The 15247-nt window shown below is 45.9% G+C and carries 22 protein-coding genes and 10 tRNA genes; all 32 read right to left on the bottom strand.

The window, feature by feature from the left end; translation table 11 throughout:
* Nucleotides 1–28: 28 nt before the first annotated feature.
* Entirely contained in the window at nucleotides 29–718 is a 690-nt protein-coding gene (locus ACKI4H_RS10965) for a hypothetical protein (protein WP_407305655.1), read from the bottom strand.
* Between the two features lie 46 nt (nucleotides 719–764).
* Nucleotides 765–1547 carry a hypothetical protein gene (locus ACKI4H_RS10960; RefSeq protein ID WP_407305654.1) on the bottom strand — a complete coding sequence of 261 codons (783 nt, stop codon included), beginning with the start codon at nucleotides 1545–1547 and terminating at the stop codon, nucleotides 765–767.
* Nucleotides 1548–1634: 87 nt separating this feature from the next.
* Entirely contained in the window at nucleotides 1635–1880 is a 246-nt protein-coding gene (locus tag ACKI4H_RS10955) for a hypothetical protein (RefSeq protein WP_407305652.1), read from the bottom strand.
* A 23-nt stretch (nucleotides 1881–1903) separates the two neighbouring features.
* Nucleotides 1904–3064 carry a glycosyltransferase gene (locus ACKI4H_RS10950; protein WP_407305650.1) on the bottom strand — a complete coding sequence of 387 codons (1161 nt, stop codon included), beginning with the start codon at nucleotides 3062–3064 and terminating at the stop codon, nucleotides 1904–1906.
* A 142-nt stretch (nucleotides 3065–3206) separates the two neighbouring features.
* Nucleotides 3207–3401, bottom strand: coding sequence for a hypothetical protein (locus ACKI4H_RS10945; RefSeq protein WP_407305648.1), 195 nt, complete (start codon nucleotides 3399–3401; stop codon nucleotides 3207–3209).
* Nucleotides 3401–3751: a hypothetical protein gene (locus ACKI4H_RS10940; protein WP_407305646.1), complete on the bottom strand. Its 351-nt coding sequence runs from the start codon at nucleotides 3749–3751 to the stop codon at nucleotides 3401–3403. The genes ACKI4H_RS10945 and ACKI4H_RS10940 overlap by 1 nt, the downstream gene beginning before the upstream one ends.
* Before the next feature lie 292 nt (nucleotides 3752–4043).
* Entirely contained in the window at nucleotides 4044–4199 is a 156-nt protein-coding gene (locus ACKI4H_RS10935; protein WP_407305644.1) for a DUF3309 family protein, read from the bottom strand.
* 13 nt (nucleotides 4200–4212) lie between these two features.
* Nucleotides 4213–5034, bottom strand: a complete 822-nt coding sequence (locus ACKI4H_RS10930; protein ID WP_407305642.1) for a DUF72 domain-containing protein — start codon at nucleotides 5032–5034, stop codon at nucleotides 4213–4215.
* Between the two features lie 343 nt (nucleotides 5035–5377).
* Nucleotides 5378–5953 (bottom strand): TerD family protein, encoded by a 576-nt coding sequence (locus ACKI4H_RS10925; protein WP_407305640.1) that lies wholly within the window; start codon nucleotides 5951–5953, stop codon nucleotides 5378–5380.
* A gap of 71 nt (nucleotides 5954–6024) precedes the next feature.
* The gene (locus tag ACKI4H_RS10920; RefSeq protein ID WP_407305638.1) at nucleotides 6025–6399 is read right to left on the bottom strand and encodes a hypothetical protein; all 375 of its coding nucleotides are present in this window, start codon (nucleotides 6397–6399) and stop codon (nucleotides 6025–6027) included.
* A gap of 197 nt (nucleotides 6400–6596) precedes the next feature.
* A complete protein-coding gene (locus ACKI4H_RS10915; RefSeq protein WP_407305636.1) occupies nucleotides 6597–6893 on the bottom strand; it encodes a hypothetical protein in 297 nt (98 codons plus the stop codon).
* Between the two features lie 43 nt (nucleotides 6894–6936).
* A complete protein-coding gene (locus ACKI4H_RS10910) occupies nucleotides 6937–7347 on the bottom strand; it encodes a hypothetical protein (RefSeq protein WP_407305634.1) in 411 nt (136 codons plus the stop codon).
* Nucleotides 7348–7425: 78 nt separating this feature from the next.
* Nucleotides 7426–8652, bottom strand: coding sequence for an RtcB family protein (locus ACKI4H_RS10905; protein WP_407305632.1), 1227 nt, complete (start codon nucleotides 8650–8652; stop codon nucleotides 7426–7428).
* Between the two features lie 294 nt (nucleotides 8653–8946).
* Nucleotides 8947–9159 (bottom strand): hypothetical protein, encoded by a 213-nt coding sequence (locus ACKI4H_RS10900; RefSeq protein WP_407305630.1) that lies wholly within the window; start codon nucleotides 9157–9159, stop codon nucleotides 8947–8949.
* Nucleotides 9160–9203: 44 nt separating this feature from the next.
* The gene (locus ACKI4H_RS10895; RefSeq protein ID WP_407305711.1) at nucleotides 9204–9782 is read right to left on the bottom strand and encodes an endonuclease V; all 579 of its coding nucleotides are present in this window, start codon (nucleotides 9780–9782) and stop codon (nucleotides 9204–9206) included.
* Between the two features lie 12 nt (nucleotides 9783–9794).
* Nucleotides 9795–9868, bottom strand: a tRNA-Thr gene (locus tag ACKI4H_RS10890).
* 369 nt (nucleotides 9869–10237) lie between these two features.
* Nucleotides 10238–10314 (bottom strand) — tRNA-His (locus ACKI4H_RS10885).
* 9 nt (nucleotides 10315–10323) lie between these two features.
* A complete protein-coding gene (locus ACKI4H_RS10880; protein ID WP_407305628.1) occupies nucleotides 10324–10524 on the bottom strand; it encodes a hypothetical protein in 201 nt (66 codons plus the stop codon).
* Nucleotides 10525–10577: 53 nt separating this feature from the next.
* A complete protein-coding gene (locus ACKI4H_RS10875) occupies nucleotides 10578–11441 on the bottom strand; it encodes a C1 family peptidase (protein ID WP_407305627.1) in 864 nt (287 codons plus the stop codon).
* A gap of 90 nt (nucleotides 11442–11531) precedes the next feature.
* Nucleotides 11532–11687: a hypothetical protein gene (locus tag ACKI4H_RS10870; protein WP_407305625.1), complete on the bottom strand. Its 156-nt coding sequence runs from the start codon at nucleotides 11685–11687 to the stop codon at nucleotides 11532–11534.
* Between the two features lie 301 nt (nucleotides 11688–11988).
* Nucleotides 11989–12058 (bottom strand) — tRNA-Trp (locus tag ACKI4H_RS10865).
* 14 nt (nucleotides 12059–12072) lie between these two features.
* The gene (locus ACKI4H_RS10860) at nucleotides 12073–12390 is read right to left on the bottom strand and encodes a hypothetical protein (RefSeq protein ID WP_407305623.1); all 318 of its coding nucleotides are present in this window, start codon (nucleotides 12388–12390) and stop codon (nucleotides 12073–12075) included.
* A gap of 101 nt (nucleotides 12391–12491) precedes the next feature.
* A complete protein-coding gene (locus tag ACKI4H_RS10855; RefSeq protein ID WP_407305621.1) occupies nucleotides 12492–12665 on the bottom strand; it encodes a hypothetical protein in 174 nt (57 codons plus the stop codon).
* 20 nt (nucleotides 12666–12685) lie between these two features.
* Nucleotides 12686–12759, bottom strand: a tRNA-Pro gene (locus ACKI4H_RS10850).
* 6 nt (nucleotides 12760–12765) lie between these two features.
* A tRNA-Thr gene (locus ACKI4H_RS10845) sits at nucleotides 12766–12841 on the bottom strand.
* Nucleotides 12842–12889: 48 nt separating this feature from the next.
* The gene (locus ACKI4H_RS10840) at nucleotides 12890–13288 is read right to left on the bottom strand and encodes a hypothetical protein (protein WP_407305619.1); all 399 of its coding nucleotides are present in this window, start codon (nucleotides 13286–13288) and stop codon (nucleotides 12890–12892) included.
* 117 nt (nucleotides 13289–13405) lie between these two features.
* Nucleotides 13406–13473, bottom strand: a tRNA-OTHER gene (locus tag ACKI4H_RS10835).
* Between the two features lie 151 nt (nucleotides 13474–13624).
* A tRNA-Met gene (locus ACKI4H_RS10830) sits at nucleotides 13625–13693 on the bottom strand.
* Complete coding sequence (locus ACKI4H_RS10825) at nucleotides 13689–13943, bottom strand: hypothetical protein (protein ID WP_407305617.1); 255 nt, start codon at nucleotides 13941–13943, stop codon at nucleotides 13689–13691. The genes ACKI4H_RS10830 and ACKI4H_RS10825 overlap by 5 nt, the downstream gene beginning before the upstream one ends.
* 1000 nt (nucleotides 13944–14943) lie before the next feature.
* Nucleotides 14944–15019: transfer RNA gene (locus tag ACKI4H_RS10820), tRNA-Lys, on the bottom strand.
* Between the two features lie 55 nt (nucleotides 15020–15074).
* Nucleotides 15075–15149 (bottom strand) — tRNA-Arg (locus ACKI4H_RS10815).
* Nucleotides 15150–15155: 6 nt separating this feature from the next.
* A tRNA-Phe gene (locus ACKI4H_RS10810) sits at nucleotides 15156–15230 on the bottom strand.
* Nucleotides 15231–15247: the final 17 nt, after the last annotated feature.

The raw sequence follows: 15247 nt of genomic DNA, 5'->3' as shown, positions 1-15247 counted from the left end.
TATTTTCTCCTACGTTGCAGCCTCATTTTTATTTATCATACTTGCTGATATGTTGCGACGGTACAATGTCTCTGAAAAAGATCTCTGTTGAAATACTAAGAGTTTCAGATTTTAAAACAATGAGTTCATCAGGCGATGGCTTCCTGTTCAATGAAATCGCAACAAACCCAGAGAATTGACCATAGTACGGCGGCAAACTAGCACGACAAATAAATGGCATTCGTGACAATAATCCTGGAAATACTGCAGTGTTACCTGCAGCATATTCACTACAGGCGAATTCGCCATTTATAACACCTACCACATTTTCATTGTTCTTTTCTTCTGCCGTAAACAGAGGAATTCCACCATATAAACCTGCATATGTTCCATCGAGTGTCTTCTGAACCGATACGTCATCAGAGTACCAATACAAAGGCACTCGACGATTATTTCTAATATCAGCGTTCATAATGACGATGGAATTAATAAGATCATCTATATCAACAAGTTGTTTTACACGTGCTTGCGATGCAGAGCTTACCTTGAATCCAATAATCGATGGTGCATTTATCGTAGGCCCATTTACCAAGTATGAAACCAACGGTCCGCGATTTTCAAATACTGTGTAGCCAACCAAAACGACAAGTGCAGCAAAAGACCATATCGCAATATTCTTTAACGATATGACCTTGATGATTTTAGCTAAAAGCGAAAACGCGCTATCCTGTACGGACATATTATTTCCTAGTCCAGTCTCCATATTCTATTTAGGGCCTTTAGCTCTACTTAGGCGTAGGGGCCTGTCGCATGACGTCATTGTAATAAATGTCAACTGCAATTCGTGATACCTCAAGGCGAATTGAATCAAGTTCTGCTGAAGAGGTATCTCCAGAAATGCCAACAGTTAAAAAGCCAATAAATTGACCAACAAATGGCGGGATTGCCAAACGACAAACAGTTTGAAAATTTTCTGAAAGCTCCGGTGCATGACGATAATAGATAGTAGTTTTATACGGGTCACATCGAAATTCATTGCTTAAAGTTGCTACCATTTGTTCAGTATTACCCGGATCGTAATCAAAAACTGGCAATGGGAGACCTAATGCTAGTTTAGCAGCAGGTGAAAGAACAATGGACGGATCTTTCAAGTATGAATACCTAACAGTGCGTCTATTTTTCTTTAAGTCAACATCAGAAATGATAACAAACCCTATTTTTGTGGACTTTGCTAAAGCTTGAAGCTGACCTTTACTTGCATCAGATAGAACCCAAGATTTTATTATAGGCGCATCAATAGGCAAAGAAGTTACAGGGCTAGTAAATTTTATTACAATTGCTTCACGGTTCTCATATAGTGAAAAGAAAATAAGACAGATTGAGGTGAGCAGCGCAACAAGGGCTACACGTTTAAAGTTTAATGTGTCTATCATATCCGACAGGAATGATAGCAGCTTTTCTTTATCGACGTTTGCTAATGGAGAAGCTTTTGGGGTCGCAGGCGCCGGCACTTCCTGAACCTCACCCGATTCATCGAGCGGGGTTATTGATTTTTCTTCTTCTGGCATTTTGACTCCATAGGTAAAAACTCCAAACATAAAAAGGAGCAGCTTTATTTATGGCGTCTAATACAAAAAGAGGCCGAAAGGCCTCTTTTATTTCTTATGAATCGCTTCCTTGCCACGATCTTTTGCACGACGTTCAAAATATCTCAGTGCCTTGTGGGGGAAACAGCTGGCGCCTGATTCATTTCGAATGTATGTTAACCCATCAAGCCGTTTACGAACATCAGCAACAGCAAGAAATGGATTTTCATGTTGAGGAAACTCCTCAACTCTTTGTGTTTCTCCCTGCCCATGCACTATTACTGCATAGAAGAAGTTTGAATCTTTCCATAACATGGTAATCTCCTTTTAAGAGAGCATTATACCACATAACGAATTGATTGTACACCAGGTTTTTTGGCCTTGATGGCGGCTTCAATAGCATCATGAATTTTTTCTGCAGTAGCGTCCCAGGTGCACCTAGCAACGATTTCAGTACCCGTGATAATGCGCTGTGCTGCTTGAGTCGGCTCCTCATGCAGTAGCTTCTCAATGTTCCCGATAAATTCTGAATGGTCATACCCAATTTCAACGACGTCGCCATACAGCTCAATTACATCATGGACGGCTGTTGAGACAATTGGCTTCTCAGCAGCCATATACTCGAGGGTCTTCGTAGGCGAGATGAACTTCGTGGCGTCATTAATCGCAAATGGCATCATGCAAACATCCCAACCTTGCACGAGTTGCGGCAGAATCTGGTACGATTGACCACCAAGATAATGAATATTTGGGCGTTTCGGCAATGAGGCTGGGTCGATCTTTACGACAGGGCCGACCATTACTACTTGCCAGCGTGGATTTGAATCTGCAACTGCAGCAACGAGGTCGATGTCAAGGCGCTCGTCAATCACACCGAAGAAGCCGATTCGTGGACCTGAGATGTGTGCTTGTAGGGCATCGCCATCGTGTGTCAGGACCTCGGCACCACACGCACGGCGTGGTGAATAGTGTGCTGCATCGACGCAGCTCGGTAGTGACAGGGTGTCCGGTCGTACCCCCTGCTTTGCACGTGCTAGCGAAGGACCGCCAGCGGTGACGACATCAGCTGTACGGAGCAGCTCAGCTTCACGCTTCTTGAGATGAATTGGCGCTCCTGCAAAGAGGGAAAGCTCGTCCATCACGTCGAAGATAGTGAACTCAGGGGTGAAGTAGTCCTTCAGTGGGAGTGCAGAAGGTGTGTAGAACCAGATGCCGTAGCCGTCCGAGACATCACAGCTCTCGTCGACCCAGGCTTTGACCATCGGTCCCATGGCCGCCATCTGCGGGTCAGTGAATCCCCAGCCTTCTTCGTGCAGGTGTGGCACGATTACTTTGATATTAGATGCGACATCGCTGATTTCCAGCTTCACGCTCCCGCTGTTCACCGGCTCTTCGACAAAGAGGATGTTGTAGTATTTGGACAGGCGAGTCAGGAGGTGTTGTGGGCGTTGGAAAACAAAGTTCCAACGAAGGTGCGAGAATACGATAAGTGTTTTCATAGTTTTCCTGTCATCTGAAAAAGAGCATCAACTTGCTCCCGGTTATATTGTAACTCATACGAGCATTGCCGTGTTAACTATTTGCAACACTAGCGAAAGTGGCCCCTATTGGGGCCACTTTCGCTAACACATGTGAAAAAGATTACTTTGTGGTGCTTGCTGAGTCAGTTGATTCAGCAGGAACTACTACCGTTGCAGGTGCAGCTTCGACGGTAGAAGGTGCTGGAGTCGCAACCACAGCTGGTTCAACCACAACGGTTCTTTCTTCATCTTTCTTGCCACAGGCAGAAAGTGTAAGGGCAGCAAACAGAGCGAGGACAACTGCAGGAGTTTTCATTATTCACGTACCTTTTTAACAGTTTTCACTGGTGCTGGGGAGTTTACTTCTTCATTCGAGGCGGGAGCAGAAGTAACCACGGGGGCGCTGACATAGGTTGATTGATGTACCACGGTTGTTGTGGATTTTTTGTTTTGATCCATGTGCTTGCCAACCGATCCACCTACGGAGGCGCCGACAACTCCGCCAACCAATCCAGCGCCGATGTGTGCTGCTGCGGTGCCACCAATCGGGCCCGCAATTGCTGCGCCGGCGACTGCGCCAACGAGGGCACCAGTTTGTTGGTGCGTTGCGCAACCAGTTGATAATACTGCTACTGCTGCGAGAGACGCGAGTGTTGCTTTCATCATAAAATTCTCCTTCAAGAATTGTTGAGGTAAATTACTTCTAAGTTGCTACATGTTGCTACATGTTGCTCTTTTTATTGTATGTGAAACCTAATCCTGCTTTAAGTCTTCACATAGCTTTGTTAAATCTTTCTTCTTTGATTATCTGCCATTATTTATAGTAAATACATTATCGAGGTCGAAAGTTAACACACACAGAGAGCGCGCGGATACAGCATTAGTTAGCAAATAGCGGATGCAAAAAAGGCCTTCATTATGAAGGCCTTTTTTCACCAAAAAAAGCTTTTGTAAAGCTTTACAAGCCCAAACCTCCACGGCCAAACACCAGTGCGAGGACTAACAGTACAACAAGAACACCGGTTGGACCATAACCCCAACTACGGCTGTACCCCCAGGTTGGAAGAGCACCAAGAAGCATAAGAACGAGAATGATTAGAATAATAGTCATCATGATATATTTCCCTTTAAGCTGATGGCAAAGAGCCATCGATTTTACGCAGGAGAGATTCCTGCTTACCAGGTGCCATCACCCCACACAAACGCATGAGGGTCTGGGCATTATGAGGGGCATGCGCGCGCCCATCATTGTTGAAGAAAATGTAGACCTCTTTACCAGCCGCGGCTTCGCGGTGGATCATCGCTGCATCATTCTTCAAATCTTGATCTGTGTAGTTACCCCAGTATTTACCAGCAGTAGCTGGCCCATGTCTGCGGATATACACAAAGTCAGCAGTGTCTGTTGGATCTGTTTCAGTAAATCGATCAGAAGCAACTAGCACAGCATTGTGTCGCTTGAGTTCGGCGTACGTCTCTGGAACCAGCCATGACTTGTTACGAACTTCAAGAGCCAGCCTCAGACCGTTGTTTTTCAAAAATTCGGCCAGCGGGCCTACGCGGTCCAGCAGCTTGTTCGAAGATCGGTCAGCAAGCTGAATGAGAACTGGGCCGCGTTTGTTCTGGGGAACCTTGTGAATGCCCTCGACAAAGTACTTCATGAGCTCGATGCCATCACGCACATCGGGATTTTCGCTGTGTAGCTTCAACTGACGATTGTGGGTGAATGACTTCGGTCCTTTGAGGACAAGTTTTGAGTTTTCATGGAGCTTTGCTCCCCAACGTTCTACAGATTCCGGCTTCGGGATGTTATAGAAAGAGGCGTTTATTTCCAATGTGTTAAAGTTATCTGCATAGTATTGCAGCAAATCTCCTGTGCGTTCAGGGTAGAACGCACCATTTTGCCAATGGTGGTAGGAGTAACCGCTGCAGCCGATAAAAATGTTGTTCATCTCTTATTTATTCCAAAACTTGAGGTAAACGAGCGCGTCCTTAAGATTTCGAAAATCTTAAGGACGCTGCAGTAAAGTCAGTGCTTTTTCCTCTTTGCATATCTAGCACACTTTTTGTAATCAATACAAAGCAACTCTTTTGCGTTGTGGTGAATTACTGCCTCAATGTTCAGAACTGCTTCAGACGGCTTGCGCCCACATCTGGCACAGTGGCTGTTGCACCACATAGGCAGCTTACTTAGCTCGACATTTACATTCAATCCTGTCTTCATTACCTGACCCATGTCGGTGCGGCGTGCAAATATACATTGTATACTGGCACGCTCGTAATGTACACCAAAGATTATGACACGTCTACACCAAAAGCACGGGCGAGGTGAGCGAGTCCACCATCGAATCCCTGGCCTACTGCACGAAACTTCCAATCACCTTCGTAACGGTAAACCTCGCCAAAGATCATTGATGTCTCACTCGAACTGTCCTCTGACAGGTCGTAGCGCGCGAGTTCCATCTGATCACCGGCGTCGACACAGCGGATGTATGCTTTGTTGATCATGCCAAAGTTCTGCTTATTGGCTTCGCCTTCGTAGAGCGTAACCGCAAAAGCGATCCTGTCGACATCTGCTGGTACAGCTAACAGGTCGATGAAAATGGCCTCATCGTCACCTTCTCCTGCACCAGTGCGGTTATCACCAGAATGAACAACTGAGCCGTCAGGTGATTTCAGATTGTGGTAAAAGACGAAGTCACTATCAGAACGGACCTTGTTACCACTCAGCAGAAATGCGCTGCCATCCAGATCGAAGGCCGGCCCTGAAGTTACACGAACATCCCAGCCCAAGCCGATCATCAGCTTGGTCATGCTGGGTGCTGCTTTACTGAGATTGACGTTACCGCCTTTTTGCAAACTGATTCCCATGGTTTCCTCCTATGATTAGGATTATTGTAACATACATATGTTACTGTACACATGTCGATACTGATTGCAAATTATCCCCTCTTGCTAACGGATGCAATGCAGTCCTTATCGATGACGACCCATTCAGTGTGCCCACGAGGGTCCTTACCCACGAGAACACCGAAACCGTCTTTCACGAGTTCATTGATCGTGTCTGGCGAGAGACGTGTTACGTCACGATCTGTTTGATAAAGCTTCGTGCCATTTTTAATCTTGATGTTGTATAAGGTTGGTGAACTGCCGTCCATCATCTTTGCATAGTTCTCAGCTTTCTCAATGTCTTGCTGTGCAAGGGTATAAAAGCCACCATAGACGCGGCCTTTCTTGCCTTGCTTTTGACCAGAGGAACGGACGATCTCGATGTTCGCAAGTGTCAGGTCAGCGTTACCTGAGCCGTGAACGAGCACGAGATTATTTGCAGTTTCAGGAACAGTGCGCTTCTCAGCAGCGTCAGGAAGAAATTCCTGAAGAATGATTTGATGGAGTTGCATAATACCTCTACGTTTGAAATGTAGAGGTATTTATGAGAATTGGAACCACGGAGTGGAGTCGAACCACTCATCCAGTCTTCGGAGGACCGAAGCCAAGTCCATTGGCCGTGGTGTTAGTCTTTCTTCTTATCTTCTTGGGCATGCAACTTCTTCAAGTCAGCTTGAAGCATACGCATTGCCTTACGGATTGCAGGCCCATTATGGAGGTTCTTGCCGGCACGGTTGATATAGAACTGCAACATGCGAATCGCCGAACCGAGGCCCTTTGGACTCACACCTTTCCGCTTGTATTCAGCATAGATTTCTTCTGCTGTTCCGGTGTGAGTGCCCTTGCGTGCAAACGTGCGCGCTGGACCATCTGTGACGGCTTGCGACCAGTTCTTTTCACCTAATAATTCTTCGACTAGCATAATAGACCCTCCATTGAACGGAGGTCTATTTATAGAGAAGGTTTTACAATTTCAGCTTACCGAGAATATTCACATGTTTGTTTGGATGAAACACCACGAGAGTTCGCGAGTCTTTGTCCGAGTCGCGTGGATCATAATCGGTTAGGTATGCTGCGTCGAACCCGTTTGCCTGCAGCAGGCGATAGAACTTGCGAATATCTTCGACTTCAAACTCACCAACGCTTTCATCATACATTGAGTAGATGAGGTCGTCGTCTGGCCAGACGAGCTTTGCAATGCCAACGGTTTCGTTTTCATTGGCAATGTGGCCACCAAGGTAGATGCACATGTAACTGATGGAATTTTTTCTACCACAAGCCGTATGCCAACCTTCAGCAGCGTGCTTCGTCAATGAGAACCACGCAGGGCGGTCCTCAAATACAGCAAATTCTGCGTTAGATGCATGGAAAATCATTTGTTACTCCGAAACAGTGTTAATAAGTTATTATACACTGTTTCGGTTTTCTTGTACACTTACGCCTGTTCTGGCGAATCAGCCTTTAACGCAAACTACTTGCTTCAAGGTATAGAGCACTTCGACCAAGTCGTTCTGTGCTTCCATGACCGAGTCGATATCCTTGTAGGCCATCGGGATTTCGTCGATCACATCAGCATCTTTGCGGCACTCGACGCCTTCAGTAGAGCGGACCTGATCTTCTACTGTGAATGCAGCTTTCGCCGCGGTTCGGCTCATGATACGACCTGCACCATGAGAGCAGCTCTCAAACGATTCCGGGTTGCCCAGGCCGCGCACAATGAAGCTCTTGGCACCCATCGATCCAGGGATGATGCCAAGCTGGCCTTTCTTGGCAGAGACCGCCCCTTTACGGGTGAGCATAACGTCCTTGCCAAAGTGATGCTCCTTCTGCACGTAGTTGTGATGACAGTTGATCGCTTCGATGTGTGTCTCGAATGGCTTGGTGATAATGGTGCGAATGGCCTCGATCACATTGGTCATCATGACTTCACGGTTCTTGAGAGCGAACTTCTGTGCCCAACCAACCGCTTCAACGTAGTCATCGTAGTGTTGCGTGCCTTCGGATAGATAACTCAGGTCTTTCTCAGGCAGGTTGACTTGGTGAACACGCATGTCTTCTTTTGCCAGTTCAATGAACTGGGTGCCGATGCTGTTGCCCACACCACGGGAACCAGAGTGCAGCATGATCCAGACGCTGCCTTGTTCATCCAGGCAAATTTCTACAAAGTGGTTGCCGCCCCCGAGGGTGCCCAGATGAGTAACGTTGTTGGTCTTGGCCAAGCGCGGGTGCTTGTCAGTAATCTTAACAAACTCATCGAACAGGTCCTGCCATACCCGGAGAACATCAATTGGCGGATGAGCCCACGCTCCACGATCGCCTCGTCCTCCGTTGTTGGTTCGGCCATGCGGCACTGCTTGCTCAATTGCTGAGCGGATGCTGAACAGGTTGTCTGGTAAATCACTGGCAGTCAGCGTGGTTTTTGCAGCCATCATGCCGCAGCCAATATCCACGCCAACAGCTGCAGGAATGATGGCGCCGGTAGTTGCAAACACACTGCCAATGGTAGAACCTTTGCCGACATGCACGTCTGGCATCACCGCCACGTGCTTGTAGATGAATGGCATTTGTGCTAAGCGGCTGAGTTGAACCTTGGCGTCTGCCTCAACGGGCACCCCTTTGGTCCACATCTTGACTGGCTTGGCATTGTCAAGAGCATCTAAAAGTTCGTATTTGTTTTGCATGATTGGCAGCTTATGGTGAAATTAACTTCAAAAGTGTGGAATCAGATGGCGCTGATGGCATGTGTTTCTTTGTCGAGTTCAAACTTGAGGGCTTCACAGACGTTTCGTTCACGTAGTACCCATCCCGTTTCCACCGCTCAAGCCGTGTTTCGAAGTGAAGACCGATGGCCCAACGATACGCTGGGCTGGTTCGCGTAATCCGTCCGTCAATCACCTCAAGCTGGCTAACAGCATAGAAATTTTTAGCGGAGTGAATGTTATACCAGCGTGTGCTCATCTTCGGGCCTTTGGACTTTATTTAGCCAGCTTCACAAATTTGTGATCGGGGTACTCAGGGAGATACCCTTCGCCAAGGGTTGTCAGAAGATGGCGAGCCTCCTCTTCGTAGATGTCGTCTGCATCCAGGTCTTCTTCACCCATGACACGCATGTCGCGTTCTTTGTTTTGCTTGGCTTCCAGCTTGACGGCTTCTTCAAGGGATAATTCAACGGTTTCGTAGTTGTTCATTTCTTCTCCCGACAGTGATGATGCGCGTTAGGTTGATAGAGCTATTATACCACAGGTTGCTGGGTGTGTACACACGAGAATGGGCGTAGATCTTGATTACGGCAAATATAGTCTACGTACTTCAGCATTCCTGGAATGCGGTGATCGCCAGCCATCACCTCTACGACAAGGCGAGCCATCTCTTCATCGCCACCAATTGAGGTGACGTACAATGGCTTCTTTGAACCACCACGGAAGACCTTCGTCAAATCTGGTGTTTCTTCGAAGTACGTCTTTGCGACACCGACAACTGGAATTTGAGTTACATGATGCACATAAGCACCTAGGCCGTCATGTTGGTCTGCACCCAATCGGACGAAGCCGTCAACGATGATGCAACCTAGCTTGATCTTGATGTGTTTCAGCAACTCGAGGATGCATGGAAGTTCGCGCTTGTAGAAAGCGCCTGGCTCGTATGGTTGAACGTCATCAATCCGTGCGGTGATTACTGCACATTCGACGCTGTCCCAATCTTGAAAGAGGACTCCTGCAGCGATGGCGTAACCATCTCGGTAGTCCACGTCAACGGCGAGGATCGCGTTGTCCTTGATCTGGTGGGATGGAATCTGTTTGGCTTTGAACATCATATATGATTTTGGTGCCCTATACCTGAATCGAACAGGTGTCTGTTCTTTACGAGAGAACTAGTCTACCACTAACCTAATAGGGCTTTTTACTTCGCGGTCATATTGTACTTGTACGAAGTATAGTTGATGATTCTTCCATTCTCGCATGTCATTCGCAGGTGACGACCAGTTACTTTTACCAGTTTGCCCGTGCACACCTCTTGTGGAGGTGGCGGTGGGGTCATACGGCCACCACAAGCTGAAAGTAAGGAAACTGCGGCGAGAGATGCGATGATGATCTTCATATAAGCTTTCTTGACCAATATCTGATGGGTCTTACGTGTTACCGCCCTAAACTATAGTGCTAGGTGTTTCACACGTTAGCCGGTGAAGACACATCAGATATTTGCTTTCAATTTTCTCCCTCGCGTAAATCCTTGTGCGATGAAGCTAGAAAGTTCTTCCAACTCAGGTGGGGTGGCATGTGGGATTCGAACCCACGACCCTCGGGATCACAACCCGATACTCTAACCAACTGAGCTAATGCCACCATTGAAACTTACTCTTCATCTCCTACGAAGATCGTCGAGACGGTACCTTCGTTCTGACGGATGCCGAGGAGCGTTACCGATCCGGCTTCATCGATCTCTGCAACATGATGAGGACCATTCATCATGTCCTCATCGCAGTCCCACAGGATGATTTCATCGCCCGTCGTGATCATACCTTCGTTCTTCTGCTTCAGGAATTCTATCTGCATAACCACCCCCGTTAATGGAACCATTATACAACATGGCCCTACCGAAGTACATATTAGTGGTTAGGTTCGAGGCCCTTGCGGCGGATCACCCACATGTCGTCAGCAAGACGGTATGGGGAGGTGAACCAATCCTGTGTCATCTTGAAGTAACCGTTCATGCCCCACTGTTTACCCCATGAGTTGCGAATCCAGATGTACGGTTCAGAAACTCTGTCATCATATCCAACCGCAACAACCGCGTGACCACCGCTCATTCGATCGCGAGCCCCGGGTAAACGGAGGAATCCATTAAACCGTGGATTAGTAAAGATTTCAGGACACGAAAAACCGAATGTAACTGGATAGCCAAGAGCTAGAGCTGCTTTCAATTCGTTCAGATTATTAACGCGCATGTACTCAAATCCCCACATGCGGTTAACGAGAGCTTTCGCTTCTTCGTATGCTTTTGCAGGTGGGCGTTGAGCGAACTTACTTTCATCATACGGCCAGGTTTCCTCGTAGCAGACACCTGTAGAAGCGAGACCTTTGATGACGTCACGGATGGTTGCGCCAGCGTCTTGATTAGTTGTTCCTTCAAGTTCACGAGCCGTATAGTACGCCATGAGGCGACTGAACGGGCGTTTAGTTCCGATCGAGATTTCGAGTGCTGTTGTTGACGAGTTCCCTGTGCAGGAACCAATCTGACCCTGGTCTTCAATCTTGTTTCTAATGCCGAGGATATTAACGAATTTCGGCAGAGCAGACGTTTGAACCGTAGATCCGAGAACAGCTGAGAACATAGTATCTCGGTGGTCTGGAAGGTCTGGCTTCCATTGATATTTGAGAACGTCGGTGCAACCGACAGGGATGATGTTGGTTTCAACTTCCCCACCATCTGGGTGGGGCAGCTGATTGTCTACTGTGGTTTCTTCATCCATAATCGTCTCCTAAAAGAAGGTCTAAGTAACCATCTATTTAGGAAGACAGATGAAACCGCGACATTCTGGACGTGTCGCGGTTCAAGGCTTTTACGCTTTGCCACCTTCACGGGCAAAGCGCGCCTCTGGGTGTTGCTCCAGAGATGCCGCTGGATTGACCGGCTTGTAGTTGCCGGCAGCGCGGCGCTGCGCGCGAGTTGCACCGCGTGGCGCTTTTTCTAGACGTTTTGCTTTTGCAGAATTCATGGTATTCCTTTTCAGGTAGATTTAAAGAACAAAATTGTTCAGTAAAAACTTATTATACCACACGCTGCAATAAACGTACACAAATTTGGTAAGGATAGAGAGAATAAAACTCTCCTCATCGCAGTTCAAAGCCGCATGCGACATCCATGTCATATCCCCAACTGATTGGCGCCGCACCGAGGAATCGAACCTCATTATCTTCAAGCCGTTGCAACAGCTCTCTGATTTTGCACCATGCTGACTTTACCTTGTTTAGTTATCTCGAGTTCTAAACAAGTATACGTCTGATGCGGCTTTTGAATGGCAGGTCAGAAGAGAATCGAACTCTTCCTAAAGGTTTTGGAGACCTCCGTCATCCCAGACGCTGACCTATTGTTTTATAAAGTTATTGATGATACGCCCCATATCGACAGTGCATCAGCTCGTGGCCAAGAATCGCCATTTTCTTTTGATCATCCACGGAATCTGGCATCATTACGTAAATGTCGCAAAAATTTTCTGGGATATGAAACGCGTTACAGCCATTTGCTTCATACACAGTGCCCAATTTTGTGCACACCTCAGTGATTTCGTTAGGTGACACGATGTTTAAACGGACGGTGAAATCCTTCGTGTCACGTGTTGGCTTGATTGGCTCAACGCCTGAGTCGCATGCAGCAAGTGCAACGAGAAGAAATGAAACTACGAATTTAAGAAACTTCATGATAGACTCCTTTGAAAGAGTCTATTTAGATGGTGGAGACAGGTGGTATCGAGACACGATCAAAACAATCATACTGTCCCTTCATTTTGCGATAAAGGTATTTATGTAACCTCTTCAAAGTCCCCTGCTTCAATTGCATCCAAGGCGTTGTTGATTGCTCTCGCGATGTCTTCAGTCGTGAGGTCGCTACGACTACCAAAGGTGAATCCAATGTTCGAAACCTCGAGTGAACCAGGTCCGAAGAGTCGCTTAGTTGCTTTTTCGATTTCAGTCATGATAAACTTTAGAAGTTGTTTGGTGGAGACGGATATTTTCGAAATACCGACGCACCTGTCCCCCAGGCCGCTCTACCAACTGAGCTACGTCTCCGATGTTTGGTGCTGAAGAGGGGACTCGAACCCCTGACCTATTCCTTACCAAGGAATTGCTCTACCAACTGAGCTACGACAGCAATGTTTTTCTTTTTTCTAGCAATCATTAGTGAGGATTAGACATTATTTTATTTCTTTGTGAAATGGTAAAATACATCTTTTGTTTCATCTCTATCAACATGTAATGTGTAGTTTGAGAATTTTTTAGCAAAACGTTCTGCTAATTTATTATACAACTTTACACGTGATGGTTGATTTTTTCTTGCCCCAAAAGAAATTGATAATGGATCTCGCCTCTTCATAAAATCATCAACGCATTTTAATACATTTGAAAAGACTTGAATTGCATCTCCTTCACCAGTAATGCTTTGTCCTTTCGGAGAATTGAATTGAAGACTGATTGCATTTCCACCCGCAAATGAAACGGTATATTGTTTCTCATCAATCGTGAATTTATATGTCTCAAGGGGAGATTCACCCGAATGAATAAACGATGATGGATTGTTAAAAAGTTCTAAGAGTAACATAATATTCCCTTGTTTGGAACATTATTTATTGCCTGGTAGAGAACGACGGTTACGATCCGTCTATTCAGCCTTATGAGGGCCGCGTGATAGCCAGTTCACTAGTTCTCCGTTGTTGGGTGTCGAAGGATAGATTCGCCTATCTTCTCCGCTAGAAAGCGGTGTTTTATCATTTAAACTACTTCGACGTTATTCTGGTACTGCCTGTTGGTTTTTACATATTTTCCTAAAAGCACTTTGGGGTGACTAGACGGGAACGATCCGTCTCTATCTCCTTCGGCAGAATCTAACTGCCTTCTCATCCATACCAGGGATGCATAATAACTAGAGGGGCGATGTTGGTCGTGAGGGGCGGACTTGAACCGCCAACCTTCTCCGTATGAAGGAGTTGCTCTGCGCTACATCACGTATTTTCTATGCGTTCGACCTTTACTTCACCAGAAGGAGTACGTTTTTCACTGAATCCCCACTTATCAAGAAGAGCTTGAATCTTATCCATTGAAACTTCTGCGGCGCGCGCTTTTGTTCCAAACCAGTTAACGCCAGTCCAGTACTTCCACTCTTCGCCCTCATCTCGACGATGCTTCAGAATGGCTTTTCCATGTTTTGGAAAAGCGCCTTTAATAACTTGGCCTTCTAATAGTTCATTGATTTTCATGTTATTTCCTAAAATGTACGATGAGCTATTTACAGTAAGAATACTTTGGGGTGACTAGACGGGAACGATCCGTCTCTATCTCCTTCACAGGGAGAGGTGCGAAACCTTTACACTATAGTCACCCTAAAATACTCTCAGTCTTTCTTTTGTTCAATCTTCTCGATCGCTTCAACGAGTTGATCGTAATACTTTGTCATCTTGGCATGTTGCACTGAATCAGGAAACTTCCCGTAATTGCAGCACTCCATTTGAAACCGGTCCAGCAAGCGTTTGATATTTTGGTCCATGATGATCTTTGTAAAATGGTGGGAAGCTAACGTTTGAAGGTTCAAGCTTGTATAAATACCAGAGTAAAAACTCTTTTAATCTTATCATGTCCCTTGAAACATTCTTGAAGAGCGGGCTCTTCAAACAAAAATCTAAGAACCTTGTAAAATTAGGGTTTGATTTTACGAATCAAAACGTGCAAGAAGAGTACCAAAAAATTGAACAAATGTTAGTCACTGAGTATTTCATCAAATCGGGATCAATGTGTACTATCATGAAAAAGTTTGATATCCCAAGTTCAAAAACTTTAGATAACCTTTTTCGTGAGTTCGATATTGATGCACGTACATTATCAAATGCTAGTAAAAATGCATTTGAAGAAGGTAGATCTGATCCTTTTTCAAACATGAATAAATTCGTTCACACTTGGCATGACACATGGGATAATAAAAAGGTTCTTCTTCGTTCATCCCATGAACTTCATTTTGCCCAATTTTTAGATAACAAAGAAGAACCGTATGAAGTCGAATGTATGCGTATTCGATATTTTGATTCAGTTAAGAATCAGACACGTATTGCTATTCCAGATTTTTATTTACCTCAACAACATAAAATTGTTGAGGTAAAATCTGAGTATTGGCTTGATAGAACCAATATGGAAAGCAAAAGGATAGCTTATCAAAAGTTAGGCTATTCGTTTGCGCTCTATCTCGATTTTGAATTAATTGAAAATTGGTCCCTGCCCTGGGAGTCGAACCCAGACCTGCCAAATTAAAAGTTTGGTGCGCTAACCATTACGCCAGACAGGGATTGATTTATCACATTTGTCACTGGACATGACAGTCACTCCTTGGTTAAATAATTTGGACCCACCTACAGGAATCGAACCTGTGTCTTCGCGTTCGTAGCGCAATGCAATATCCACTATACTAAGGTGAGTTTGTTTGGTGCCGCCTGTTGGTAACGATCCAACCTCGAGAGTTTTTCAGGCTCACGCTAATCCATCTCAGCTAAGGCGGCAATGTTTGGTGCCCACT

Origin of the sequence: Acinetobacter sp. (assembly GCF_045628685.1) — a bacterium.
Classification (GTDB): Bacteria; Pseudomonadota; Gammaproteobacteria; order Pseudomonadales; family Moraxellaceae; genus Acinetobacter.
Note: the sequence above shows the minus strand (reverse complement) of the source record. Positions and strands in the feature narration are given on the sequence as shown.